Origin of the sequence: Vibrio litoralis DSM 17657 (assembly GCF_000426765.1) — a bacterium.
Lineage (GTDB): Bacteria > Pseudomonadota > Gammaproteobacteria > Enterobacterales > Vibrionaceae > Vibrio > Vibrio litoralis.
Genome location: NZ_AUFZ01000002.1, coordinates 67,972 through 88,573 on the forward strand (window position 1 = coordinate 67,972; position 20,602 = coordinate 88,573).

Sequence of the window (20,602 nt, forward strand, 5' to 3'; positions counted from 1 at the left end):
CCCAAGCTAAATAGAGTATAGCTTGGGCTTAATCTTAATACTTTTAATCTGTTAACAAAGCGATGTTTTGTTACCGATTAATTCTAATGCTTATTTTTGCAATAAAGAGATATCCGCGATCTGCAAGAACAAGTTGCGTAGATTGTTCAGCATAGTCAGACGGTTTTTCTTCAGTGCTTCATCGTCTGCCATCACCATTACGTTATCGAAGAAAGCATCAACCGGCTCACGAAGGTCTGCTAACTTGCTTAGCGCTTGTTGGTAGTCACCGTTCGCAAAAGCAGGCTCTAGTGCTTCCGTCATGACTTCAACGTTTTCGGCTAGGGCTTTTTCTGCATCTTCTTGTAGTAGAGTCAGATCGATGTCAGCGCTTAGCTCACCATCGAATTTCGCTAGGATATTACCCACACGCTTGTTGGCGGCTGCAAGTGCTTCTGCTGCATCTAGACCACGGAAGTGAGATACCGCTTTAACACGTTGGTCAAAATCAAGAGGCTTAGTTGGGCGACGTGCCAATACCGCTTGAATGATATCAACGCTAAAGCCTTCATCTTGATACCAAGCGCGGAAACGACCTAGCATGAAGTCTAATACGTCAGATTCAACATTGGCGTTAGTCAGTTTGTCACCTAGTAGTTCTTTGGCTTTTGCGATCAGAACCGTTAGATCCAGGTTGTAACCTTTCTCTACGATAATGCGCAGAATACCTAAAGAGGCACGACGTAGTGCAAATGGATCCGAACCTTTCGGTGCTTGGCCAATGCCGAAGATACCAACCAACGTATCCAGCTTATCTGCCATCGCCACTGACGCTGCTACACCTGAGCTTGGTAAGTCATCACCAGCAAAGCGAGGCATGTATTGCTCGTTTAGTGCTACTGCGACTTCTTCGGCTTCACCGTCGTGACGTGCGTAGTGCATGCCCATAACACCTTGAGTGTCGGTGAATTCAAATACCATAGACGTCATCAAGTCACATTTAGCTAATAGGCCAGCGCGTTTTGATTTTTCAACGTCTGCACCGATTTGCTCAGCAATAAAGCCAGCCAATTCAGTAATGCGGTCGGTCTTGTCTTTGATCGTGCCTAGTTGCTTTTGGAAGATCGCTGTTTCCAATTCAGGAAGGTGCGATTCTAACGTGCGCTTACGGTCAGTATTAAAGAAGAACTCAGCATCCGCGAGACGAGGACGTACGACTTTTTCATTGCCTTCGATCACTTGACGAGGGTCTTTTGATTCGATGTTCGATACGAAGATAAAGTTAGGTAGTAGCTTCTTGTTGTCATCGTAGACTGGGAAGTACTTCTGGTCGCCTTTCATAGTGTAAACCAAAGCTTCAGAAGGCACTTTTAAGAACTCTTCTTCAAACTTAGCGGTTAATACCACTGGCCATTCAACCAAAGAAGTGACTTCTTCGACTAGGTCATCTTCAAGATCCGCAGTACCGCCAACCGCTGCTGCCGCTTTTTGTGAATCACGCAAAATAATCGCTTTACGTTCTTCGTAATCGGCCATTACTTTGCCTTTTTCAGCCAGTAATGTTGGGTATTGGTCAGCATTATCGATAGTAAATTCACGTTCACCCATAAAGCGGTGACCACGAATGATGCGATCGGACGCCACACCTAGGATTTCACCTTGGATAAGCTCTTCACCAAATAAGATGGTTAGCGTTTTTACTGGGCGGATAAATTGAGTTTCTTTATCACCCCAACGCATTGGTTTGGCAATCGGTAGGTTAGCTAATGCTTTAGCTACCATGTCGACCACTAGGTCTTTAACCGCTTGGCCTTTGACTTCTTGTTTGTAAAGTAGCCATTCACCTTTGTCGGTTTTTAAACGGTCTGCTTGTTCAACCGTAATGCCATTACCACGCGCCCAACCTTGAGCTGCTTTAGTTGGATTACCATCGGCATCAAACGCCTGAGCGATCGCAGGACCACGTTTTTCAACGATTTTGTCTTGTTGGCTTTCAGCAAGTTCGCTGACTTTTAAAGCCAAACGACGAGGTGCGGCATACCATTTTACGCCTTGATGCTCGAGATCAGCCGCTTTTAATTCTGCTTCAAAATTGCTGGCAAATGCTTCAGCTAAAGTGCGAAGTTGCGTTGGTGGTAGCTCTTCCGTACCGAGTTCAATTAGGAAATTCTTCGCCATGATTACTTCTCCTCGCCTTTGCTTTTCACATCATTGTTTTTACACATTGGGAAACCAAGCGCCTCACGAGAAGCGTAATAAGCCTCTGCAACCGCTTTGGTTAAGTTACGAATGCGTAAGATGTAGCGTTGACGCTCTGTTACCGAAATGGCTTTACGTGCATCAAGCAAGTTGAACGCATGACCAGCTTTAAGAATGCGCTCGTAAGCTGGAAGCGGTAGAGGCTTTTCAAGCTCAAGTAAGTGCAGACATTCTTTTTCACATTGGTCAAAGAAGCTAAATAGGAAATCCACATCAGCGTGTTCGAAGTTATAAGTCGATTGTTCTACTTCATTTTGGTGGAAGATATCACCGTAAGTCACTTTACCTAGTGGGCCATCAGTCCAAACTAAGTCGTATACTGAATCCACACCTTGAATGTACATGGCAAGACGTTCGATACCGTAAGTGATTTCACCAGTAACAGGTTTACACTCTAGGCCACCCACTTGCTGGAAGTAGGTAAACTGAGTCACTTCCATACCGTTTAGCCATACTTCCCAGCCTAAGCCCCATGCGCCTAGTGTTGGGTTTTCCCAGTTATCTTCCACGAAACGGATATCGTGAATAAGAGGGTCAATGCCAAGTACTTCTAATGAGCCTAGGTACAACTCTTGAATGTTGTCAGGAGAAGGCTTAATGATCACTTGGAATTGGTAATAGTGTTGTAGACGGTTCGGGTTTTCACCGTAACGGCCATCGGTTGGACGGCGTGATGGTTGTACGTAAGCGGTAGCAATTGGCTCTGGACCAATCGCGCGAAGGCAGGTCATCGGGTGAGAGGTGCCTGCGCCTACTTCCATATCTAAAGGTTGAACAATGGTACAGCCGACTTGGGCCCAATAATCCTGCAGCGCGAGGATCATCCCTTGAAAGGTTTTGACGTCGTATTTTTGCATAACTTTATTTGCCTACTCAGTTCGCGCGATTTTAATTGAAAAATAGTAGTTCAGTATAGCGAGTTCACTTATTCCCCTCAATCTGTGATTGCAGTAAAAGCTTTATTGATTGAATGAAAAGCGGGGAACTTATATCCTTTTGCGACAAAAAAGCCATTAACGGCGAAAAAATTATAAATGTGAGTAATAAGCAATGTTGGATGTTTTATTTTTAGCGTTAGCATTAAGCATGGATGCGTTCGCGGTTTCGATTGGGTTAGGTGCAAAATTAGTTGGTCAAACTAAGAAACCGACTGCATTAGCGATAAAGGCTGGGGTGTACTTTGGTGTGGCGCAGGCACTAATGCCATTTATCGGCTTCTTAGGTGGTCATGGAGTGCTTGGCTGGGTAGAAGGTTATGCACCTTATATCGCATTTGTGTTGTTATTGTTTATTGGCGGCAAGATGATTTATGAGTCGTTTGTCGAAGGCATTGAAGAAGATTTTTGCCAGATCACCCATCGAGTGATGTTAACTCTGGCGATTGCCACCAGTGTCGATGCGATGGCGGCGGGTTTTAGTTTGCCGCTGCTTGATGTCGACCCATTCTTGGCCTGTGCTTTGATTGGTATTGTCACTTTCTTGTTTAGTTTTCTTGGGGTGTTTATTGGCCGTAAAAGTGGAACCTGGTTGGAAAGTAAGGCGGAATTATTGGGTGGTTTGGTATTGATAGGAATCGCATTTAAGTTTTTATTGGTTTAGTGATCTTTAATTCATCCATTTGTCATGCTTGTCACTATACTATTTATAGACCCTATTAATAGTGAGGTGATGCGATGTTGACACGTTACGCAGGTATGACCCCAAAGAGCCAAAGTTACTTATTTACCTTTGGTTTGGCTTTAACTTTAATTGGTATGATGGTCACGGATATGTGGCTGCCGATGGTGGCGGGTGCGATTATTTTAGCCGGGCTGGCGGTTGAGTCTTGGATCCGCATTCTCTACATCATTCCAATGAAGAAACAGCTCACCGAGCTGACGGTGCGATTAACTCGGCTTGAGCATAAGTAACCTAAACTAAATATTACAGCGGTCTATTCTTGGTTAAGGATAGGCCGTTTTTAGTTTAAGCCTTTTTTGATCACGAACTGATAGGGTAGATCGTCGGTACTGGCTTGTAATAGCTGGTGGTCCATAAAGCGGCAGAAGCTCGGAATGTCACGAGTGGTCGATGGATCATCGGCGGTGATTAATAATATTTCGCCATCTTGCATGGTACGAATCGTCTTTCTTACCATCATCACTGGCTCTGGGCAGCGCAAGCCTAGGGCATCTAATGTTTTACTGGCATTTTTAGGATCGAATGACATAACCGTTTAACTCTTAGTGTGATGTGTGACGAAAAATGAACCGAGATAATACTGATGGAGAAAAAAAAGGCAATCGGGATTTAGTAAAGCGAGTTTTATTTACTAGTGTTAATGCTGAGAGTTCAATGTATTCCTATTGATGGAATGGACTAACTCCTGCTTCCAATCTGAATTTATCTTAAGCTTATTTGCTGCCGCTATTCGAATATCCACGAATAGCGGTTTTCTTTTTTCTTCTGTTTTTAAACCTTGAGACGTTACGCCCACTCAATGGTTTCGTTGGCGTGTTTCTCACATTCGGTTTTCACTAGGCTGAAAAGTTCTGCACCTGTTTTTGAGCAAATCCACTCACCGTCATTATATTTGAAATGGTAACCACCGGATTTTGAAGCCAGCCAAATCTCATGCATTGGCTCTTGGCGGTTAATAATGATTTGACTACGGTCTTCAAATTCGAGTGTCATCACATTACCTGACACGTCATAATCAATATCTGCGCCAGAATCATCAATCGCTTCTTCAATTTGCGTCATTTGAATATCGACTAATTGGTGGAATTCCGTATCGTTCATTGGTTTCATCCTATTGGTTGAGATAGCTTGGCTATTGCTTTTCTTGTGTGTGGTGCGATTATAGGGGGCATTGAATCATTAATCACGATATCACAATGAAAAAAACAACTTTTAGCTTACTTGCGTTAACCGTACTTGGCTTAGCCGGTTGTGGTCAAACCGGGCCACTTTACTTGCCGGATGAAGAGCCAGCCCCGGTTAATACTGGTGAAGTTTCTATTTCAGGTTCTGATGGCGGAACCGTGACTGTTAAGCCTGTGGAAACTGAGCAACCAGAACCCGCGACAGAATCGACTCAGCCTGCAGAGGCTCAAGACGCAAAATAAGGACGAGAACATTGGATTTTTTTAATTATCAGGATGATGGTCAGCTTTGGGCTGAAGACGTCTCTCTTACGCAATTAGCACAACAACATGGCACACCACTTTATGTGTATTCTCGTGCCACATTAGAGCGCCATTGGAAAGCATTTGATTCCTCGGTTGCTGATCACCCGCATTTAGTTTGTTATGCCGTGAAAGCCAATTCGAACATTGGCGTGCTTAATGTACTGGCTCGTTTAGGTTCTGGCTTTGATATCGTGTCTGGTGGTGAACTTGAGCGTGTGATTGCCGCAGGTGGCGATCCGAAAAAAGTAGTGTTTTCTGGGGTAGGCAAAACCAGCGCTGAAATGAAGCGTGCGTTAGAGCTTGGTATTAAGTGCTTTAATGTGGAATCTGAACCTGAGCTTGAGCGCTTAAATAAAGTCGCCGGTGAGCTTGGTGTGATTGCTCCGATTTCTTTGCGTATTAACCCAGATGTTGATGCACATACCCACCCTTATATTTCGACCGGTTTACGTGATAACAAATTTGGTATCGCGTTTGATCGTGCACCGCAAGTGTATAAATTTGCGCATAGTTTAGAAAACCTCGATGTACAAGGCATTGATTGCCATATCGGTTCTCAATTAACCGACCTTGCGCCGTTTATTGACGCGACTGATCGCTTACTTGCGCTGATCGACCAACTGACTGAGCAAGGCATTAATATTCGTCACCTTGATGTTGGTGGTGGTCTAGGTGTGGTTTATCGTGATGAATTGCCGCCACAACCGTCGGAATACGCTAAAGCCTTATTATCTCGCTTAGAAAATCACGGTCATTTAGAGCTAGTGTTTGAGCCGGGACGTGCCATTGCGGCGAATGCGGGTGTACTACTGACTAAAGTAGAACTACTAAAACCTACTGAGCATAAAAACTTTGCGGTGATTGATGCAGCAATGAATGATTTGATTCGTCCGGCTTTGTACCAAGCTTGGATGGATATTGTTCCGGTAGCCCCTCGTCAAGGTCAGCCTGCTACTTATGATTTAGTTGGCCCAATTTGTGAAACCGGTGACTTCTTAGGTAAAGACCGCGAGTTAGTGCTAGAAGAAGGCGATTTACTGGCAGTACGCTCTGCAGGTGCTTATGGGTTTGTGATGTCTTCTAACTACAATACTCGCACTCGCGCCGCTGAAGTGATGGTGGATGGTTCTGCTGTTCATCTTGTTCGTCAGCGAGAAGAGTTGAGCAGCTTGTGGGAATTGGAAAATATCCTACCAGAATAAATATAACAGCTTACGCCCTAACGTTAGTTTCGTTAGGGCGTTTTATTTGAATTAATGAGGCGATATGCATTTCCATTTTTCTAAAATGCACGGTTTGGGTAATGACTTTATGGTGGTCGATTGTATTACTCAAAACATCTTCTTTTCACCTGATCTGATCCGCCGTTTGGCCGATCGCCATACTGGTGTCGGTTTTGATCAATTGTTGGTGGTAGAAGCGCCCTATGATCCAGAAACTGATTTTCATTACCGCATCTTTAATGCCGATGGCAGCGAAGTAGAGCAATGTGGTAACGGCGCGCGCTGTTTTGCCCGCTTTGTACGCATGAAAGGGCTCACCAATAAATACAGCATTAATGTCAGTACCAAAAAAGGTCGCATGGTGCTTAAAGTAGAAAGCTTAGATTCAGTGACCGTTAACATGGGTCAGCCGATTTTTGAGCCAAGCAAAATACCTTTTAAAGCAAAACAAGCGGAAAAGACCTATATTTTACGTGCTGGTGAACACACATTATTTTGTGGCGCAGTCAGCATGGGTAACCCACATGTGGTGACGATTGTTGAAGATGTCGATACTTTTGATGTCGATAACATCGGGCCGTTAATGGAATCTCATGAGCGTTTTCCTGAGCGAGTCAATGCCGGCTTTATGCAAATTATTGATCGTCAAAACGTTAAGTTACGTGTGTATGAGCGTGGTGCGGGTGAAACTCAAGCTTGTGGTAGCGGTGCTTGTGCTGCGGTTGCAATCGGTATTGACCAAGGGGTACTCGATCAAGAAGTGACAGTACAATTGCCTGGCGGTAAGCTGCGTATTTTCTGGCAAGGTCAAGGCAAACCGCTATACATGACAGGCCCTGTGGCGCATGTGTATGACGGACAAATTAGCTGCTAAATTTAGATAGCCATATAATTAACAATACATTTCAAACATAGAGTGAGTGATGCAAGCGGATCATTTGACTGCCGAAACGGTAGCAGAATATTTAAAAGATAATCCTGATTTCTTTTTACATCGTCCTGAGCTGGTGGACCGCTTAGCCATTTCCCATCAGCAACAAGGGGCGGTTTCTTTGGTTGAAGTGCAAATGCGCCGTCAACGTCAGCGTATCGAAGAGCTTGAAGAAGACATTACGCAAATGATGTCTTTGGCAGCCAAAAACGATCGCACTTTCCATCAACTAATGGAACTGCAAAAGTCGTTACTGGCTTGTCAATCCATCGAAGCGCTTGATCAAGAAATCATGCAATATAGCCGCAAGATCGGCTTGAAATCACACCTTTTATTGCTTGATAACGTTAATTCAAGTTGGCAGTTATCGCGCGACACCTACCAGAGATTTGCCACCAATCACTTAAATGGTAAAGATGCTTACCTTGGTCGTTTAAATCGCCAAGACCGTTATGCGTTATTTGGCGGTGATCGTTTTGCTAACAATGAGATGTCCGAATTAGGCTCTTACGTGATTTTGCCTTTGGCAGCGCATAGTAAAAAATTGGGCTTATTGGCTTTTTCTAGTCAAGAAGGCGGTCATTTTCAGCCAGAAATGGACACCTTGTTTTTGCGCCACCTGACCGAGTTAGTCACTTTTATGGTTCAGCTGCTTGATGAACAAATGGAATCGAGCGAGCTAGAAACCTTAAGCTGCGCCAATGAATCCTAATTTCCCTGCTAGTTTAGCGAGATCACTACAACGCTTTTATGATTATTTACATCATGAAAGAGGCTTAAGCGGCCATACTCAAGCTAACTATCAGCGTCAGTTAACCATTATGACTCAACAACTGATTGATATGGGGATTACCGAATGGCAGCAAGTCGACGCCGCCTGGGTAAGACAGTTGACCACCAAAGGGATGCGCGAAGGATTAAAAGCCAGCAGCATTGGCACGCGTTTATCGTCTTTGCGTAGCTTCTTTGATTATCTTATTTCAATCGATGAGTTAACCGCTAACCCTGCTAAAGGCGTATCAGCGCCGAAGAAAAAACGCCCTTTACCTAAAAACCTTGATATCGATTCGGTTGGTCAGTTGTTGGAAATGAATGACGATGACCCACTTTCGATTCGTGATCGCGCCATGATGGAATTGATGTACGGCGCAGGCTTACGTTTAGCCGAATTAGTCAGCATTGATATCAATCACGTGCAATTAAGTGTTGGTGAAATTCGCGTGATCGGTAAAGGCAATAAAGAACGTAAAGCGCCGTTTTCTGGCCAAGCTAAACAATGGTTAGACCGTTGGTTGCAAGTACGCTCTAGTTTGGCCAATGAAGAAGAGCCAGCGTTATTTGTCTCCAAACGTGGCACACGCATTTCACATCGTAATGTGCAAAAACGTATGGAAGAATGGGGCATTAAACAAGGCGTTTCTAGTCATATTAGCCCGCATAAATTGCGTCACTCATTTGCCACTCACATGTTGGAATCAAGCGGCAATTTAAGAGCGGTGCAAGAATTACTAGGCCATGAAAATATCTCGACTACTCAAATTTACACTAGCTTAGATTTCCAACACTTAGCTAAGGTTTACGATAACGCACACCCTAGGGCGAAGAAGAATCGCGCGCCATCAAACTCTGAATCGGACGATTAACCCTTTATTCCACACTAAATCAAACTAGGAGCTACCTATGTCATTACGCTTTTATCGCAACATTCCCACCATTAAAGCCATGACGTTTGATTTAGACGATACCCTCTATGATAACCATCCAGTGATTGTCGGCCTTGAGCAAAAGACCGCTGACTGGATGCATCAACATCACCCGATCAGCCAAAACATGAGCCATCAAGAATGGCGCTTGCTGAAATTCAAACTAGCCGAGCAAACGCCGTTTCTACAAAGTGACGTTTCTGAGTGGCGTTTTCAGCAAATTCGTCAGGGATTAATCCATTTGGGTTACGATGATCCAAAAGCTTCTCAAGCGGCTAAATCGGCAATGGATCAAGTGGTGATTTGGCGTCATCAAATTGAAGTACCACCAATGTCCCACCACGTGATGGCGAAGCTTAAACAGCAAATGCCGCTGATCGCGATCACCAACGGCAACGTCAACCCGGATAAAATTGGTCTTGGTGAGTATTTTGATTTGGTGCTTAATGCCGGTCCTGATGGTTGGGCAAAACCACATAGTCAAATGTTCGAAACCGCACTAGTACATCTCGGCTTACCGGCTGAACATGTTTTGCATGTAGGTGATAACCTGATTTCTGATGTCGCAGGAGCGAAATACGTTGGCATGCAAGCCTGTTGGATTAATGATTATCACAAATCACTTAAACATGAAGATTATGGGCGAGTACTGCCGGATGTAGAGATCACCGCTCTTGAGGATTTGTTGGTTTTTATCGATAAATCATAATTAACATATTTGGTGAATGCATGGTTACCATGAAAGATGTCGCAATATTTGCTGGTGTTTCCACTGCAACGGTCTCACGTGTTATAAATCGCACCACTTATGTTGAGCCTGTGACACAAGAACGAGTTGAGCGTGCAATTAAAGAGCTCAACTACCGTCGTGATGCTCGTGCAACGGCTTTGGCTAATCGTAGTAATAATACACTCGGTTTATTAACCGGTAATTTAGCGGATCCTTTTTTTGCCTTGATTGCTAAAGGGGTCGAAGAAGTTGCCCGAACCAATGGTTATCAACTAGTTGTTGTTAGTGGGGAGCATAATGCTCAACGAGAAAAAGAAGGGCTCGACTTTCTCATTAGCCAAGGTTGTGAAGCTATGGTTGTACACTCAAAAATGCTTGATGACATCACTCTTATACAATACGCAGCGCAACTTCCGGCGATGGTATTGGTCAACCGTACCATTGCACAGATATCCAATCGTTCTATCTGGGTAGACAACCGAGTGGGCGCACGAAAATCGGTTGAATATTTGATTCAGCAAGGTCATCGTAAGATCGCATGTGTTACCAGTGACTTGCCCATTGAAGATCGAGCCGACCGCCTTGAGGGTTATCGAGACGCAATGAATGCTGCCAACTTAGCAATTCCAACAGGTTGGGTAATCAACCAAAACTTCAGCGAGTTAGGAGGAGAACATGCAGGTCGTCAGCTTATTCAATCCTGTCCGGGCGTCACTGCGGTAGTGACGTTTAATGATGTAATGGCAGCAGGCTTAATGACTAGTTTGCATGAACAAGGTTTATCGGTCCCAAATGATATTTCTGTAATTGGGTTTGATGATGTACTACTTGCACGTTATCTCTATCCTCGATTGACCACCATGCATAACCCGATTGATGAAATGTCGATTTATGCAGCGAAGTTAGCTTTAAATTTAAGTAAAGAGGGTTACTCTCCACCAAAACTACATCAATTCGAAGCAAGCTTAGTTATTCGTCAAACCGTCAAAGAGGTATAAAAGATTGGATAAAACTGTGATGAATATTACATTCGAACACTCCATGTAAGCGCTTACATGAAAACAATACATCGCTCTCATTCTACCTACTCTGTGACCGTTACTATCCACTTCGAACAAACACTACATCGATCCTGAGGATAAATAACATGACAAACTCTAAGCCTCTGCCGTCATTCGGATTAGCACTCGCTCCGATTGCGGCGATGTTTGCACTTCTAGCTGTCGGATACGGAATACTCGGACTTCGCATTGAAGTTCTATTGCTGATTTCAGCTGCCTTTACTGGTCTTATCGCGTACAAACTTGGGTACAACTGGGATGACATCATTAATGCCATCGTAGAAAAACTGGCGAAAGCGATGCCTGTGATTCTAATTTTGGTCTCGGTTGGAGGTCTTATTGCCAGCTGGATGGTCAGCGGTACAATTCCTTACATGGTGTACTGGGGGCTTAAAATCATCAGCCCTGAATATATTCTTATTGCCACTTTCTTTGTTACTAGCGTCGTTTCCGTTTGTACTGGTACATCTTGGGGGTCTGCAGGTACTGTTGGTGTTGCGCTCATGGGGGTTGCAGCAGGTCTTGACGTTTCGCTAGCCGCAGCAGCGGGTGCGGTTGTATCTGGAGCATACTTTGGTGACAAAATATCACCATTGTCAGATTCTACCAACTTTGCTCCCATCGTTTCTGGCACTACCCTGTACGAACATATTCAACATATGCTTTACACTACATTACCGGGTTTTGTGATTGCATCAGTAGTATTCTTCTTTGCGGGTCAAAGTGCTGATATCGCCAATATTCACGAGCCAGAGAAAGTCGTCCAAATCATTTCTGATTTGGATAATCTATACAACTTCAATATTTTACTTCTGGTACCACCAGTCATGATTTTGTGGGGAGCTTTATCTAAGAAGCCAGTTTTACCATTGATGCTTGGTGCATCGGCCATCGCAATTGTTTTAGGTATGTTTTTTCAAGATTTCACCCTAAAACAAGGTTTCCAAGCTTACGTAGATGGTTTCAATATAGCGATGTTTGAATCAAACGGTCACAGTGTAAATGGTTTGGTTCCCGATATCGCTAAGCTACTTAATCGTGGCGGTCTGTTCTCAATGATGAGCACTATTTTACTCGTTTTCTGCGCATTCGCCTTTGCAGGAGTCTTAAGTTTAACAGGTTCACTAAACGTAGTACTTGGAAAGTTTTTACATACAATTCATACCACAGGCAAGCTTATTGCTTCGACTGTTGTGGCTACTATCACCGTGGTTTTTACAACCTCTGACGGTAAATTAGCATTATTGATTCCGGGCGAATTGTTCCAAAGTGCTTATCGTAAAATGGGTTTAGACACGAAGAACCTTTCTCGAACTATCGAAGATGCGGGCACTATCATTGAGCCGTTGGTGCCTTGGACTGCCGCAGGTATCTACATGGCAAGCACACTAGGAGTGGCAACGTTAGATTACCTACCTTGGGCTATTCAATGTTACACCGGAGTGATCTTCGCGCTAATTTACGGTTTTACTGGTTTTGGTATCGCAAAAGCAAAGCCTGAGCAAAACGAACAGCAGACTGCTGATGAACATTCGAATACAGTAACAGTAGAAATAAAATAAGGTAAATCATTGATGAACACTTTCGACCAAATATTGAACCGCAAGGAAAGTGGCTCTGTTAAATGGGATTTTATGCAGCAAAAGCTGGGGTTATCAGAAACAGATTTACTCCCGATGTGGGTATCCGATTACGACTTTAAAGCACCACAAGTGGTACTAGATGCGCTACAGCAACGTGTTGAACACGGGATCTTTGGTTATGCTGAGCGCGATGACGCATACTACCAAGCAACGATGGATTGGTATCAAAGCCAGCATGACACTCATATTGAACGTGAGTGGATCACCACAGTGCATGGCGTACTTCCTGGGCTCGCAATGGCATTACAAATGCTCACTGAAAAAGGTGATGGTATTGTGATGCAAAGTCCGGGGTATGGGTCCTTCCGTAAGATCATTGAATTTAACGATCGCCTTGTGGTCGAAAATCCATTAAAAGAAACAGAAGGCAAATATCAACTGGATTTTGACCACCTCGAAAGCTGCTTCGCTAATGGTGCAAAAGCGATGATCTTCTGTAACCCACATAACCCTACAGGGCGAGTTTGGTCCGAAAGCGAAATGATAAAAGTTGCCGAGCTGTGTGAGCTGTACCAAGTATGGCTGTTGAGTGATGAGATATGGGGCGATTTAGTGGTTGGTGATGCGCAGTACTATTCCGCTTTGCGTCTACCAAAAGCGCTCACTCAACGGCTAATTGTTGCAACAGCTGCAAGTAAGACTTTTGGTTTGTCTTCACTGCGAATCTCTAATTTTATGATTCCAGATGAGTTGCTTCGAGCACGGTTTATTCGCAGGCTAGATGCTCATGGTATGGACGTATTTAATAGTCTATCTATGAGTGCAGCAACTATTGCTTATCAAGAATGTTCCGGTTGGTTAATCGATCTCAAAAACTACCTTCGATCAAATATCGCCAAGTTGGAGCAATTTATACAAACTGAACTGCCAGAGGTGAAGTTTGTCGTACCACAAGCGGGTTATTTAACTTGGTTAGATTGCCGAGCTCTTAAACTGACTGATACCGAGCTGGAGCAGAAATTTGTTACAGCAAAACTCGTCCCAAGTATGGGGATTGCTTTTGGCAAAGAAGGCTCTGGATTTGTACGTCTGAATTTGGGCTGCCCTTCTGCTAGCTTAGATATAGCATTAATGAGATTAAAAAAAGCCCTTAGTTAATGAACTCATCATCCATTGCTGACTTATAATTTTTACTGGTTACTTGGGTATAAGATCTATTTTAAGTTAATGACTTTGTGGTTTTTATCCGCCTCATACACCTTTAAAAACAACTCAAAATACTGTTGTAGTGATGAGAAGTCATTTTGTGGCTCTCGTTGCTGCAACAGCGATATTCCAACCTCACAAGTACATAGATTTCCCGCTTCTTGATTGCGACGTAGGCGGTAGTTCGACGTTTGTTCATTCGATAGCACTACTTTCGGCAAGGCTTGCAGCCACGGGCTTTTATTGAGCATTTTCTTGGCTTCTTGCCAGGTGCCATCCAAGATAATAAATAATGGCGAGTTTCGGCTCTCATGGGGTTTTATCGAAGTCTGTAACTCACTCACTTCAATCGCCTCTTCACTTGGAAATAACAGATAACTTGGTTGTTCGGCAATTTGCTTTACTAGCTCAATGGGTGGGTTTACTCGATCCCAAATATGCACTTGGCAATTAGATAAGCTATGGGTAAGAAGTTTGCCGGTGTTGGTCGCGCGTTGGGTTTCATTTGGATGCGTCAGTAGAGCAATCTGCGTGCTGCTATCAAGCATAGGACGGTGAGTGCAAATACATTGATAACGTAAACCACAACGTGGGCATGCTGTGGTTTGAGTAGTGTTTTGCTGTGACATACTGGCTCTGCTGAATAGTTGAAAACGAGTTCATACCCAAGTAACTTCAAGGTGCGAGTTTCAGCAAGAATAAAACAAGCTTTAGACAAGGCAAATTGGACATGATCATAGTCATTCTATCTCTGTTCAATTTAACGCAGCATAAAGCTTGTTTTAACTTGCCCTTCGGGAGCTTCATCCAAACCTTTATTCCGCGTCAGATTGGTTTGAAAGGTACTTACATTCCTTCACCAATCTACCTTGCCTAAAGGGTTGGATGATAGCTCTGAATTCTGCATCTTGAAGTCACTTGGGTATAGTCTACATTTTTATCCCTTGCTGCGCTGCACTGATGTTATCGGAGAATAGGGTGACGTTGCCTTTTTTATCGCTTACTGGCGCAGTAGAGGCATTAATCGGGTAGCTGACGCCGGTGTATTCCATCGCGTGATTGGCTGCTTTGGCACCGCCGCCACTCACTGGAATGATTAAATCACGCCAGCCAAAGTGATGATAATTGCTGACTTGAATCGGCGTGCGTACTTGAGTGATACGGCTGTTAAAACGCCATTCATCATTATAATTTTCAAACATTAAGATGGTGCAACCGCCGGAGCCACACCAGTCGGTTAAGATAAATAATTCAGGTTGTTGGTCGTTGTTTATATCGTAAGTGAGCCAGCGATAACGGTTGTTTTCTGGATCGGTACGGTGGTCTTTAAAGTATTGACGTAAGGTGGCATCGACTTTGGCATCGTATTGATTGCTGCCTTTAATGTTCGCAACTGCCAGTGCATCAACTGGGCCTTGAGTGCTTTTGGCTCCCGCTTCGACCATAGTAGTGTCGACTTTCATTTTTTGCAGCGTTAAACCATCCGTACCTAGGTTATATTCTCCACCATTGATGATTTCTTTGTGGGCTTTGAGTTGAAAACCATCCACGCTAAACACTCGTAGTGCTTTCATTTGAGTGCTTTCATGTTGAGTCATTAACACATGCACTTGCTGATCTTGTTGTTGCCAATAACCCGTTTCAACTAGGCTTTTATCACCATTTTGATAATCATAATGAGTAGTCGCGGTGTGGTCGGCATTCAGCACTAATCTGGTGGTTAAACCGGCGCTAGGCTGGCTTTGATAAGTTCCCACGAATTGCTCGGCTAGCTTGTCTTTGGCTTGTTGCTGACTAGCTAAGATGAAATCTTGCTCTGAAATGTCATTATGTGCAGAAGACTGAGCCTCGTTGCTGGCCATTTCAATTGGCTCACTTTGTGCCAGTAGTTGCGGTTCATCCGGTTGGCTGGAACATGCACTTAGTAACAATAGTGCAGAAAAACTCAATGGGATTGTATAAGCCTTCATGGTATTTTTTATTCCTTAATGGTACACAACTATACCCGTCGTACTTGAAGCTGCAGCTTTGTTGCCGGCGTTCATTCGCCCCAATCACATAGACAAGCTATGCTCATGGGGCCTCATTCACTTGTCGCCTCACTGCAGCTCCAATTACTTTGGGTATAAATAATCTATTTTTCATAGACTGACAGCAAAACAGAAGGTTCATTATGGCATATTGGTTATTTAAAACTGAACCCGACACTTTTTCGATTGATACTTTGCGAGTGCAAAATGTCGCGTGTTGGGAGGGAGTCCGCAATTATCAAGCCCGTAATATGTTGCGTGATGAAGTGAAAGTGGGGGATGAGGTGTTGATCTACCATTCTTCTTGCAAAAAGATCGGCGTGGCAGGTATCGCCAAAGTGGTGAAAAACGCATACCCAGATCACTTTCAATTTGATCCAGAAAGTCCTTATTTTGATATTAAGTCTGATCCGAGCAACCCACGATGGGTAATGGTGGATATTGAGTTTGTTCGTAAAACCAGCCGCATTATTAGTTTGGCGGAAATGAAAGCCATGCCTGAATTGGAAAATATGCCTTTGGTGAAAAGAGGAAATCGTTTATCGATCATGCCCGTGACTGAATTTGAATGGCAGACGATTTTAGATAAAGAATAGAGTTATACCCGATGGGTAGATAAAAATGGCAGCTTAATTGAGCTGCCATTTTTGATTCAACTATTTGTTGGACTAGGTCTTATACCAATCACACTAATTAGATGGTCAGAAATTGCGTAGAAAAAAGGCTTGAGAACAAGGCGAAAATTTTCGGTTAGTAGTTATTCTACAATCAAAATTTCCAACGAAGTTATCGAGCCTTTTAACAAGCAAGGATGATCAGATAATTAGTACGATTGGTATTACAACAAGTGATCTTCTAAGTAGTGCGCCACGGCTTCGTCGATGCTGCTACCAATAATGTCATTGTTTGGTAGCGCTTTCATCACTTTGTCGTGAGCGGTGCCCATGATTAAACCTTTATGTGCCGCGGCTAGCATTTCCACATCATTCATGCCGTCGCCAAATGCGATGCAATGATCAAGTTCTTTGCCCAGCTTGTTGGCCACGGCTAATAGCGCGTCCCCTTTTGACACATTAGGTGCCATCATTTCTAAACACCAAGGCGTTGAGAAGGCAATGCTGATGCGGTCGCCAAACTGTTCTTTTAGCTGCTGTTCATAAGCGGCTAAATGATCATGATCGGTATGAGTAAAGAATAACTTAGCTATGTCTTCAGTTGGCGCGTTATCAGTATCGAATAATGAATAATTAAAGCCAGACTCTTGGTGATGTTTGCTGAGTTTGAGATCTTCTTTGTCGGTCAGCCAATCGTTGCTGCGATAGATATGAATGCGGTGGTCTGGATCTTGTTTGATGATATCGACAATCGGTTGAATCACATCTTCAGGCAGATTTTTGCTATACAGCAATTCATTATCTGGAGAATGAACGCGTGCGCCATTAGAAGTGATCATATAAGCAGGAATGCCCGCACTGGCGCGGAAGCTTTCAACGTCAACATGATGGCGACCGGTGGCAAAAATAAACGTCATGCCTTGTTCATGTAGCTTCTTCAGGGTTTGCTTGGTGAATGCACCTAAGGTGTGATCGGGCAACAATAGCGTGCCATCTAGATCCGATGCAACAATATGTACATCTTGTAGAGCAGGTTGAGAAAGCGTGTTGTTTGACATATTGCCTCTATAGAATCATTTAAAAACAGGAATAGTTTACGTTAATTTAAGGGGAAAAAAGAGGGTAAAGCTTGCATAGTTGGTTTCCTCTTTTTTATTGATGTAAAGTCGCTGGGCATTAAGATTGCTGAGCAAAAAAATTCAGGCATTGAGCAAGAGCTTGGCTACGTAGTTCATCGGTTTCAAAAAACAATTCGTGGCGAGCACCTTGTATTACTGCCAATTGCGCTAACCCTGGCTTGGTTTTATTGAGCTTGTTGATAAAGCGCCGCTGGGCAGCATTATCGACGATAGTGTCTTGACTGGCTTGCATCAATAGTACAGGTAAACTCAATTTATGCGCTTCTTTACCACAGAGCTTAGCGGCGATTAATGATTGATGAGCCCAGTGAGTGCTGACGCCCCCGAGTTGAATGTCTGGCTGTTGCTCATATAAACCGCGAAACCATTGGTAACGAAGCGCACTGTGGGTCAGATCATTGGTTTCAAAGGGCTTGTTATAATACGGTTTTTGCCCCGGTGCATAAGTAGGATCTGGGCTGCGAGATGACATCCATTTGGTGAGAGGGCCTGATATCGGGCGCAGATACCATTGCATTTGAATACCAATCATTGGCGCGCTGAGTGCAATCGCATCAAACCTATGGTTTGGATGAGTTTGAAGATAACGGGTTGAAATTGCCCCTCCCATTGAGTGAGCTAAAATAAAGCGTTGTTGGTAGCGGCCAAAATCAAACGCTTCAACCACATGGTGCATATCTTTAATGTAGTAGTCGAAATGCTCAACATGACCGATTTGTTTATCGGCGCAGCATCGCTCTGACATGCCTTGGCCACGATGGTCATAAGAGTAAACGTCATACCCTTGCTCGACTAAATCCCAAAACACTTCTTGGTACTTATAAACACTCTCAATCCGGCCATTGACCAATAAAATAACTTTGCTATTTTCCGGACGAGTAAAAGACACCCAGTACAATTTCTTGCCCTGTTGGCCCTCAATAAACCCGCCATTTCGTGATTGCCAGAAAGGGGTTAAGGTCTGTTGTGAAAACTCTATTAATCGTTGTTCACGTTGCCATTCTTCATTGTGTTCAATCATATTCGGCTTAATCTTTACTCTGTGGTGTTGGTTTAACTATGCCACTTTTTTCCTGTCTTCCGTAGTGATTTCTTGGCTATTTCAGTGGACATTTTATGGTTTTAAATATGAAGCATTGATGACAGTGATTATAGGTTAAGTTTTGTTCAGGTTATAGCTATGCTGTTATTGTTGCTTTATGGTAGATGGATAAAGTAACCATGGAGTGACACTTTATGCCGCCAGTGAGCCAACCTACCCAGTCACGGGTTTTTTTCTTTGATTTATTACGTTGTGTTGCGGCTATTTTTGTTATCGCAATTCATGTGCTTGCCCCTTATCGTCATGAGCTTGGGGCTATTCCTTTTAATCAATGGGTCACCGCGGTAAGCCTCAATAGCGTATCTCGCTGGGCGGTACCGGTGTTTATTATGATCTCTGGTGCTTTGTTACTCAGCGACACTCGCCCATTTGATGCCAAATATTATCTGCAACGCCGATTTGGCAAAGTGTTAGTTCCCTTTTTAATTTGGTCGTTGTTTTATGCTTATCTTTCTGGTTGGGGAATCAATGGCTTTGATGGTGAGCTTGCTTCCTCGGTGTTAGCGGATAGTTTTCACCATGCAACTTACTACCACCTTGGATTTTTCTATTATTTCCTTCCTTTGTATTTCGTTGTTCCTTTCTTACAAGTTTTAGTGCAAAAAATTGATAACACCGGGTTGTTTATCTTGGTGATGCTATGGCTATTGACCACGACCTTTTACTTACTGAGTTTTGATGGCCCATGGAGTAATCAATATTATTTATATAGTGGTTATCTATTATTGGGCTATGCGTGTTATCAAAAACTGCCGCTAGATAAGTCGCTCATGATGGGGATGACGGTATTGGGCGTAGCTGCATTATTGGTGACTGGGTTTTCGGTGATAACCGATAGCGTTGAAGTAGGTGAGTACACAGTAGGACGTTGGCTTTCTTATAAAACCTTGAATACCGTATTAGCGGCTACCATGATATTTATGTTAGCTCGTTATTTTGGTGAGCTTATTACCGGTAAGGTGAAACGAGTGATTGGCTTTATTAGCGATCACAGCTTGGGGGTGTATATTCTACATCCAATTTTTCTATGGCCGATGAAAACTTATGGTTGGTATCAAGGCCATCCAATTTGGGTAATTCCTGTTTGGGTAGTGTTGAGTGGTGCAGGAGCGTTGGGATTAAGCTGGCTAATTACTCGTTCTAGTAAGACTTGCTGGTTACTGCCTGTGGTAAGCAAGTCTTAAGGCAGGGCTCAATGGGGATTATTCTCTTAATAGAGCAAAGTGAAGGAATTTATCACCTTGATAAGTGAGTGTGCCTTTATCACCTGGATTTAATGCACTGTAGTAATGGATACCAACTTTAAATTCTCGCTTAGGGCCAACTGGGAGTTTTTGTACATAAATCCAATGCTCTTGATCTTCTTGGCCAGGTTGAGCTTCAGGAATATCGATGGTTTGTTTATCGAGAACCATCACTTTGACTTTTTGCTCTGGTGCATCTAACCCTAAGTTGTGCTTTTTATGGAATTGGCGATACATCCATGCAGCCAGCCCGATGAGTAAAATAAGGCTAATTAATAAAGTGATTGGCATAGTGATACATCCTAAATAATTAATTTTACAGTACATATACCCAAGTGACTTCAAGATACAGAATTCAGAGCTATCATCCAAACCTTTAGGTAAGGAAGATTGGTGAAGGAATGTAGGCACCTTTCAAATCAAGCTGACGCGGCATAAAGGTTTGGATGAAGCTCCCAAAGGGCAAGTTAAAACAAGCTTTATGCTGCGTTAAACTGAACAGAGATAGAATAACTATGATCATATTCACTTTGCCTTGCCTAAAGCTTGTTTTATTCTTGCTGAAACTCGTATCTTGAAGTTACTTGGGTATAGCATCCAAATTACGCTAGATATTACCTAACCTAAT

At 43.4% G+C, this 20,602-nt stretch carries 21 protein-coding genes and 1 pseudogene; 13 read left to right on the forward strand and 9 right to left on the reverse strand.

The features are described from left to right. Positions 1 to 90 precede the first annotated feature (90 nt). Positions 91 to 2,157, reverse strand: a complete 2,067-nt coding sequence (glyS, locus tag K358_RS0100965) for a glycine--tRNA ligase subunit beta (RefSeq protein ID WP_027695084.1) — start codon at positions 2,155 to 2,157, stop codon at positions 91 to 93. 2 nt (positions 2,158 to 2,159) lie between these two features. Then, complete coding sequence (gene glyQ, locus K358_RS0100970) at positions 2,160 to 3,095, reverse strand: glycine--tRNA ligase subunit alpha (protein ID WP_027695085.1); 936 nt, start codon at positions 3,093 to 3,095, stop codon at positions 2,160 to 2,162. Positions 3,096 to 3,288: 193 nt separating this feature from the next. Between glyQ and K358_RS0100975 the strand changes: the two genes are divergently transcribed. After that, complete coding sequence (locus K358_RS0100975) at positions 3,289 to 3,837, forward strand: manganese efflux pump MntP (protein WP_027695086.1); 549 nt, start codon at positions 3,289 to 3,291, stop codon at positions 3,835 to 3,837. 74 nt (positions 3,838 to 3,911) lie between these two features. Continuing rightward, positions 3,912 to 4,148: a hypothetical protein gene (locus tag K358_RS0100980; protein ID WP_027695087.1), complete on the forward strand. Its 237-nt coding sequence runs from the start codon at positions 3,912 to 3,914 to the stop codon at positions 4,146 to 4,148. A 50-nt stretch (positions 4,149 to 4,198) separates the two neighbouring features. On the opposite strand, the gene tusA is transcribed toward K358_RS0100980, so the two are convergent. Both tusA and cyaY read right to left on the reverse strand, forming a co-directional pair. Beyond that, a complete protein-coding gene (gene tusA / locus K358_RS0100985) occupies positions 4,199 to 4,447 on the reverse strand; it encodes a sulfurtransferase TusA (protein WP_027695088.1) in 249 nt (82 codons plus the stop codon). Positions 4,448 to 4,704: 257 nt separating this feature from the next. After that, on the reverse strand, positions 4,705 to 5,019 hold the full coding sequence (gene cyaY / locus K358_RS0100990; protein ID WP_027695089.1) for an iron donor protein CyaY: 315 nt from the start codon (positions 5,017 to 5,019) through the stop codon (positions 4,705 to 4,707). Between the two features lie 95 nt (positions 5,020 to 5,114). Between cyaY and lptM the strand changes: the two are divergent. The 9 genes and pseudogenes from lptM to K358_RS0101035 form a co-directional block, all read left to right on the forward strand. Then, a pseudogene (gene lptM / locus K358_RS19535) lies at positions 5,115 to 5,204 on the forward strand (LPS translocon maturation chaperone LptM); the annotation flags it as partial. A gap of 152 nt (positions 5,205 to 5,356) precedes the next feature. Next, positions 5,357 to 6,610, forward strand: a complete 1,254-nt coding sequence (gene lysA, locus K358_RS0101000) for a diaminopimelate decarboxylase (protein WP_027695090.1) — start codon at positions 5,357 to 5,359, stop codon at positions 6,608 to 6,610. A 64-nt stretch (positions 6,611 to 6,674) separates the two neighbouring features. Beyond that, a complete protein-coding gene (gene dapF / locus K358_RS0101005; RefSeq protein WP_027695091.1) occupies positions 6,675 to 7,505 on the forward strand; it encodes a diaminopimelate epimerase in 831 nt (276 codons plus the stop codon). A 49-nt stretch (positions 7,506 to 7,554) separates the two neighbouring features. After that, positions 7,555 to 8,274: a DUF484 family protein gene (locus tag K358_RS0101010; protein ID WP_027695092.1), complete on the forward strand. Its 720-nt coding sequence runs from the start codon at positions 7,555 to 7,557 to the stop codon at positions 8,272 to 8,274. Next, positions 8,264 to 9,205 (forward strand): tyrosine recombinase XerC, encoded by a 942-nt coding sequence (gene xerC, locus K358_RS0101015; RefSeq protein ID WP_027695093.1) that lies wholly within the window; start codon positions 8,264 to 8,266, stop codon positions 9,203 to 9,205. The genes K358_RS0101010 and xerC overlap by 11 nt, the downstream gene beginning before the upstream one ends. Before the next feature lie 37 nt (positions 9,206 to 9,242). Further along, on the forward strand, positions 9,243 to 9,974 hold the full coding sequence (gene yigB / locus K358_RS0101020; protein WP_027695094.1) for a 5-amino-6-(5-phospho-D-ribitylamino)uracil phosphatase YigB: 732 nt from the start codon (positions 9,243 to 9,245) through the stop codon (positions 9,972 to 9,974). 20 nt (positions 9,975 to 9,994) lie between these two features. Continuing rightward, positions 9,995 to 10,993, forward strand: coding sequence for a LacI family DNA-binding transcriptional regulator (locus K358_RS0101025; protein WP_027695095.1), 999 nt, complete (start codon positions 9,995 to 9,997; stop codon positions 10,991 to 10,993). 149 nt (positions 10,994 to 11,142) lie between these two features. Beyond that, positions 11,143 to 12,618 carry a Na+/H+ antiporter NhaC gene (nhaC, locus tag K358_RS0101030; RefSeq protein WP_027695096.1) on the forward strand — a complete coding sequence of 492 codons (1,476 nt, stop codon included), beginning with the start codon at positions 11,143 to 11,145 and terminating at the stop codon, positions 12,616 to 12,618. Positions 12,619 to 12,630: 12 nt separating this feature from the next. Continuing rightward, positions 12,631 to 13,797, forward strand: a complete 1,167-nt coding sequence (locus K358_RS0101035; RefSeq protein ID WP_027695097.1) for a MalY/PatB family protein — start codon at positions 12,631 to 12,633, stop codon at positions 13,795 to 13,797. Positions 13,798 to 13,853: 56 nt separating this feature from the next. On the opposite strand, the gene K358_RS0101040 is transcribed toward K358_RS0101035, so the two are convergent. Further along, on the reverse strand, positions 13,854 to 14,474 hold the full coding sequence (locus K358_RS0101040; RefSeq protein ID WP_027695098.1) for a tRNA-uridine aminocarboxypropyltransferase: 621 nt from the start codon (positions 14,472 to 14,474) through the stop codon (positions 13,854 to 13,856). Between the two features lie 300 nt (positions 14,475 to 14,774). Then, positions 14,775 to 15,815: a hypothetical protein gene (locus tag K358_RS17785; protein ID WP_051241114.1), complete on the reverse strand. Its 1,041-nt coding sequence runs from the start codon at positions 15,813 to 15,815 to the stop codon at positions 14,775 to 14,777. Between the two features lie 203 nt (positions 15,816 to 16,018). Here K358_RS17785 and K358_RS0101050 point away from each other — a divergent pair, with 203 nt between their 5' ends. Further along, positions 16,019 to 16,471: an EVE domain-containing protein gene (locus K358_RS0101050; protein WP_027695099.1), complete on the forward strand. Its 453-nt coding sequence runs from the start codon at positions 16,019 to 16,021 to the stop codon at positions 16,469 to 16,471. A 242-nt stretch (positions 16,472 to 16,713) separates the two neighbouring features. On the opposite strand, the gene K358_RS0101055 is transcribed toward K358_RS0101050, so the two are convergent. Together K358_RS0101055 and K358_RS17790 are read right to left on the reverse strand one after the other, a co-directional pair. Continuing rightward, complete coding sequence (locus tag K358_RS0101055; RefSeq protein ID WP_038149410.1) at positions 16,714 to 17,547, reverse strand: Cof-type HAD-IIB family hydrolase; 834 nt, start codon at positions 17,545 to 17,547, stop codon at positions 16,714 to 16,716. A 118-nt stretch (positions 17,548 to 17,665) separates the two neighbouring features. Then, positions 17,666 to 18,649 carry an alpha/beta fold hydrolase gene (locus tag K358_RS17790; protein WP_038149412.1) on the reverse strand — a complete coding sequence of 328 codons (984 nt, stop codon included), beginning with the start codon at positions 18,647 to 18,649 and terminating at the stop codon, positions 17,666 to 17,668. Positions 18,650 to 18,864: 215 nt separating this feature from the next. Between K358_RS17790 and K358_RS0101065 the strand changes: the two genes are divergently transcribed. After that, positions 18,865 to 19,914, forward strand: coding sequence for an acyltransferase (locus K358_RS0101065; protein WP_027695101.1), 1,050 nt, complete (start codon positions 18,865 to 18,867; stop codon positions 19,912 to 19,914). Between the two features lie 18 nt (positions 19,915 to 19,932). On the opposite strand, the gene K358_RS0101070 is transcribed toward K358_RS0101065, so the two are convergent. Beyond that, positions 19,933 to 20,265, reverse strand: coding sequence for a DUF2500 domain-containing protein (locus K358_RS0101070; RefSeq protein ID WP_027695102.1), 333 nt, complete (start codon positions 20,263 to 20,265; stop codon positions 19,933 to 19,935). Between the last annotated feature and the right edge of the window lie 337 nt (positions 20,266 to 20,602).

Coding starts and splice junctions, on each gene's coding strand:
- K358_RS0101010 (WP_027695092.1), top strand. CDS start 7,555: ATGCAAGCGGATCATTTGACTGCCGAAACGGTAGCAGAATATTTAAAA.
- cyaY (WP_027695089.1), bottom strand. CDS start 5,019: ATGAACGATACGGAATTCCACCAATTAGTCGATATTCAAATGACGCAA.
- K358_RS0101025 (WP_027695095.1), top strand. CDS start 9,995: ATGGTTACCATGAAAGATGTCGCAATATTTGCTGGTGTTTCCACTGCA.
- K358_RS0101040 (WP_027695098.1), bottom strand. CDS start 14,474: ATGTCACAGCAAAACACTACTCAAACCACAGCATGCCCACGTTGTGGT.
- glyS (WP_027695084.1), bottom strand. CDS start 2,157: ATGGCGAAGAATTTCCTAATTGAACTCGGTACGGAAGAGCTACCACCA.
- dapF (WP_027695091.1), top strand. CDS start 6,675: ATGCATTTCCATTTTTCTAAAATGCACGGTTTGGGTAATGACTTTATG.
- K358_RS0100975 (WP_027695086.1), top strand. CDS start 3,289: ATGTTGGATGTTTTATTTTTAGCGTTAGCATTAAGCATGGATGCGTTC.
- K358_RS0101065 (WP_027695101.1), top strand. CDS start 18,865: ATGCCGCCAGTGAGCCAACCTACCCAGTCACGGGTTTTTTTCTTTGAT.
- yigB (WP_027695094.1), top strand. CDS start 9,243: ATGTCATTACGCTTTTATCGCAACATTCCCACCATTAAAGCCATGACG.
- K358_RS0101050 (WP_027695099.1), top strand. CDS start 16,019: ATGGCATATTGGTTATTTAAAACTGAACCCGACACTTTTTCGATTGAT.
- nhaC (WP_027695096.1), top strand. CDS start 11,143: ATGACAAACTCTAAGCCTCTGCCGTCATTCGGATTAGCACTCGCTCCG.
- K358_RS0101055 (WP_038149410.1), bottom strand. CDS start 17,547: ATGTCAAACAACACGCTTTCTCAACCTGCTCTACAAGATGTACATATT.
- K358_RS0101070 (WP_027695102.1), bottom strand. CDS start 20,265: ATGCCAATCACTTTATTAATTAGCCTTATTTTACTCATCGGGCTGGCT.
- K358_RS0101035 (WP_027695097.1), top strand. CDS start 12,631: ATGAACACTTTCGACCAAATATTGAACCGCAAGGAAAGTGGCTCTGTT.
- glyQ (WP_027695085.1), bottom strand. CDS start 3,095: ATGCAAAAATACGACGTCAAAACCTTTCAAGGGATGATCCTCGCGCTG.
- K358_RS17790 (WP_038149412.1), bottom strand. CDS start 18,649: ATGATTGAACACAATGAAGAATGGCAACGTGAACAACGATTAATAGAG.
- xerC (WP_027695093.1), top strand. CDS start 8,264: ATGAATCCTAATTTCCCTGCTAGTTTAGCGAGATCACTACAACGCTTT.
- tusA (WP_027695088.1), bottom strand. CDS start 4,447: ATGTCATTCGATCCTAAAAATGCCAGTAAAACATTAGATGCCCTAGGC.
- K358_RS0100980 (WP_027695087.1), top strand. CDS start 3,912: ATGTTGACACGTTACGCAGGTATGACCCCAAAGAGCCAAAGTTACTTA.
- K358_RS17785 (WP_051241114.1), bottom strand. CDS start 15,815: ATGAAGGCTTATACAATCCCATTGAGTTTTTCTGCACTATTGTTACTA.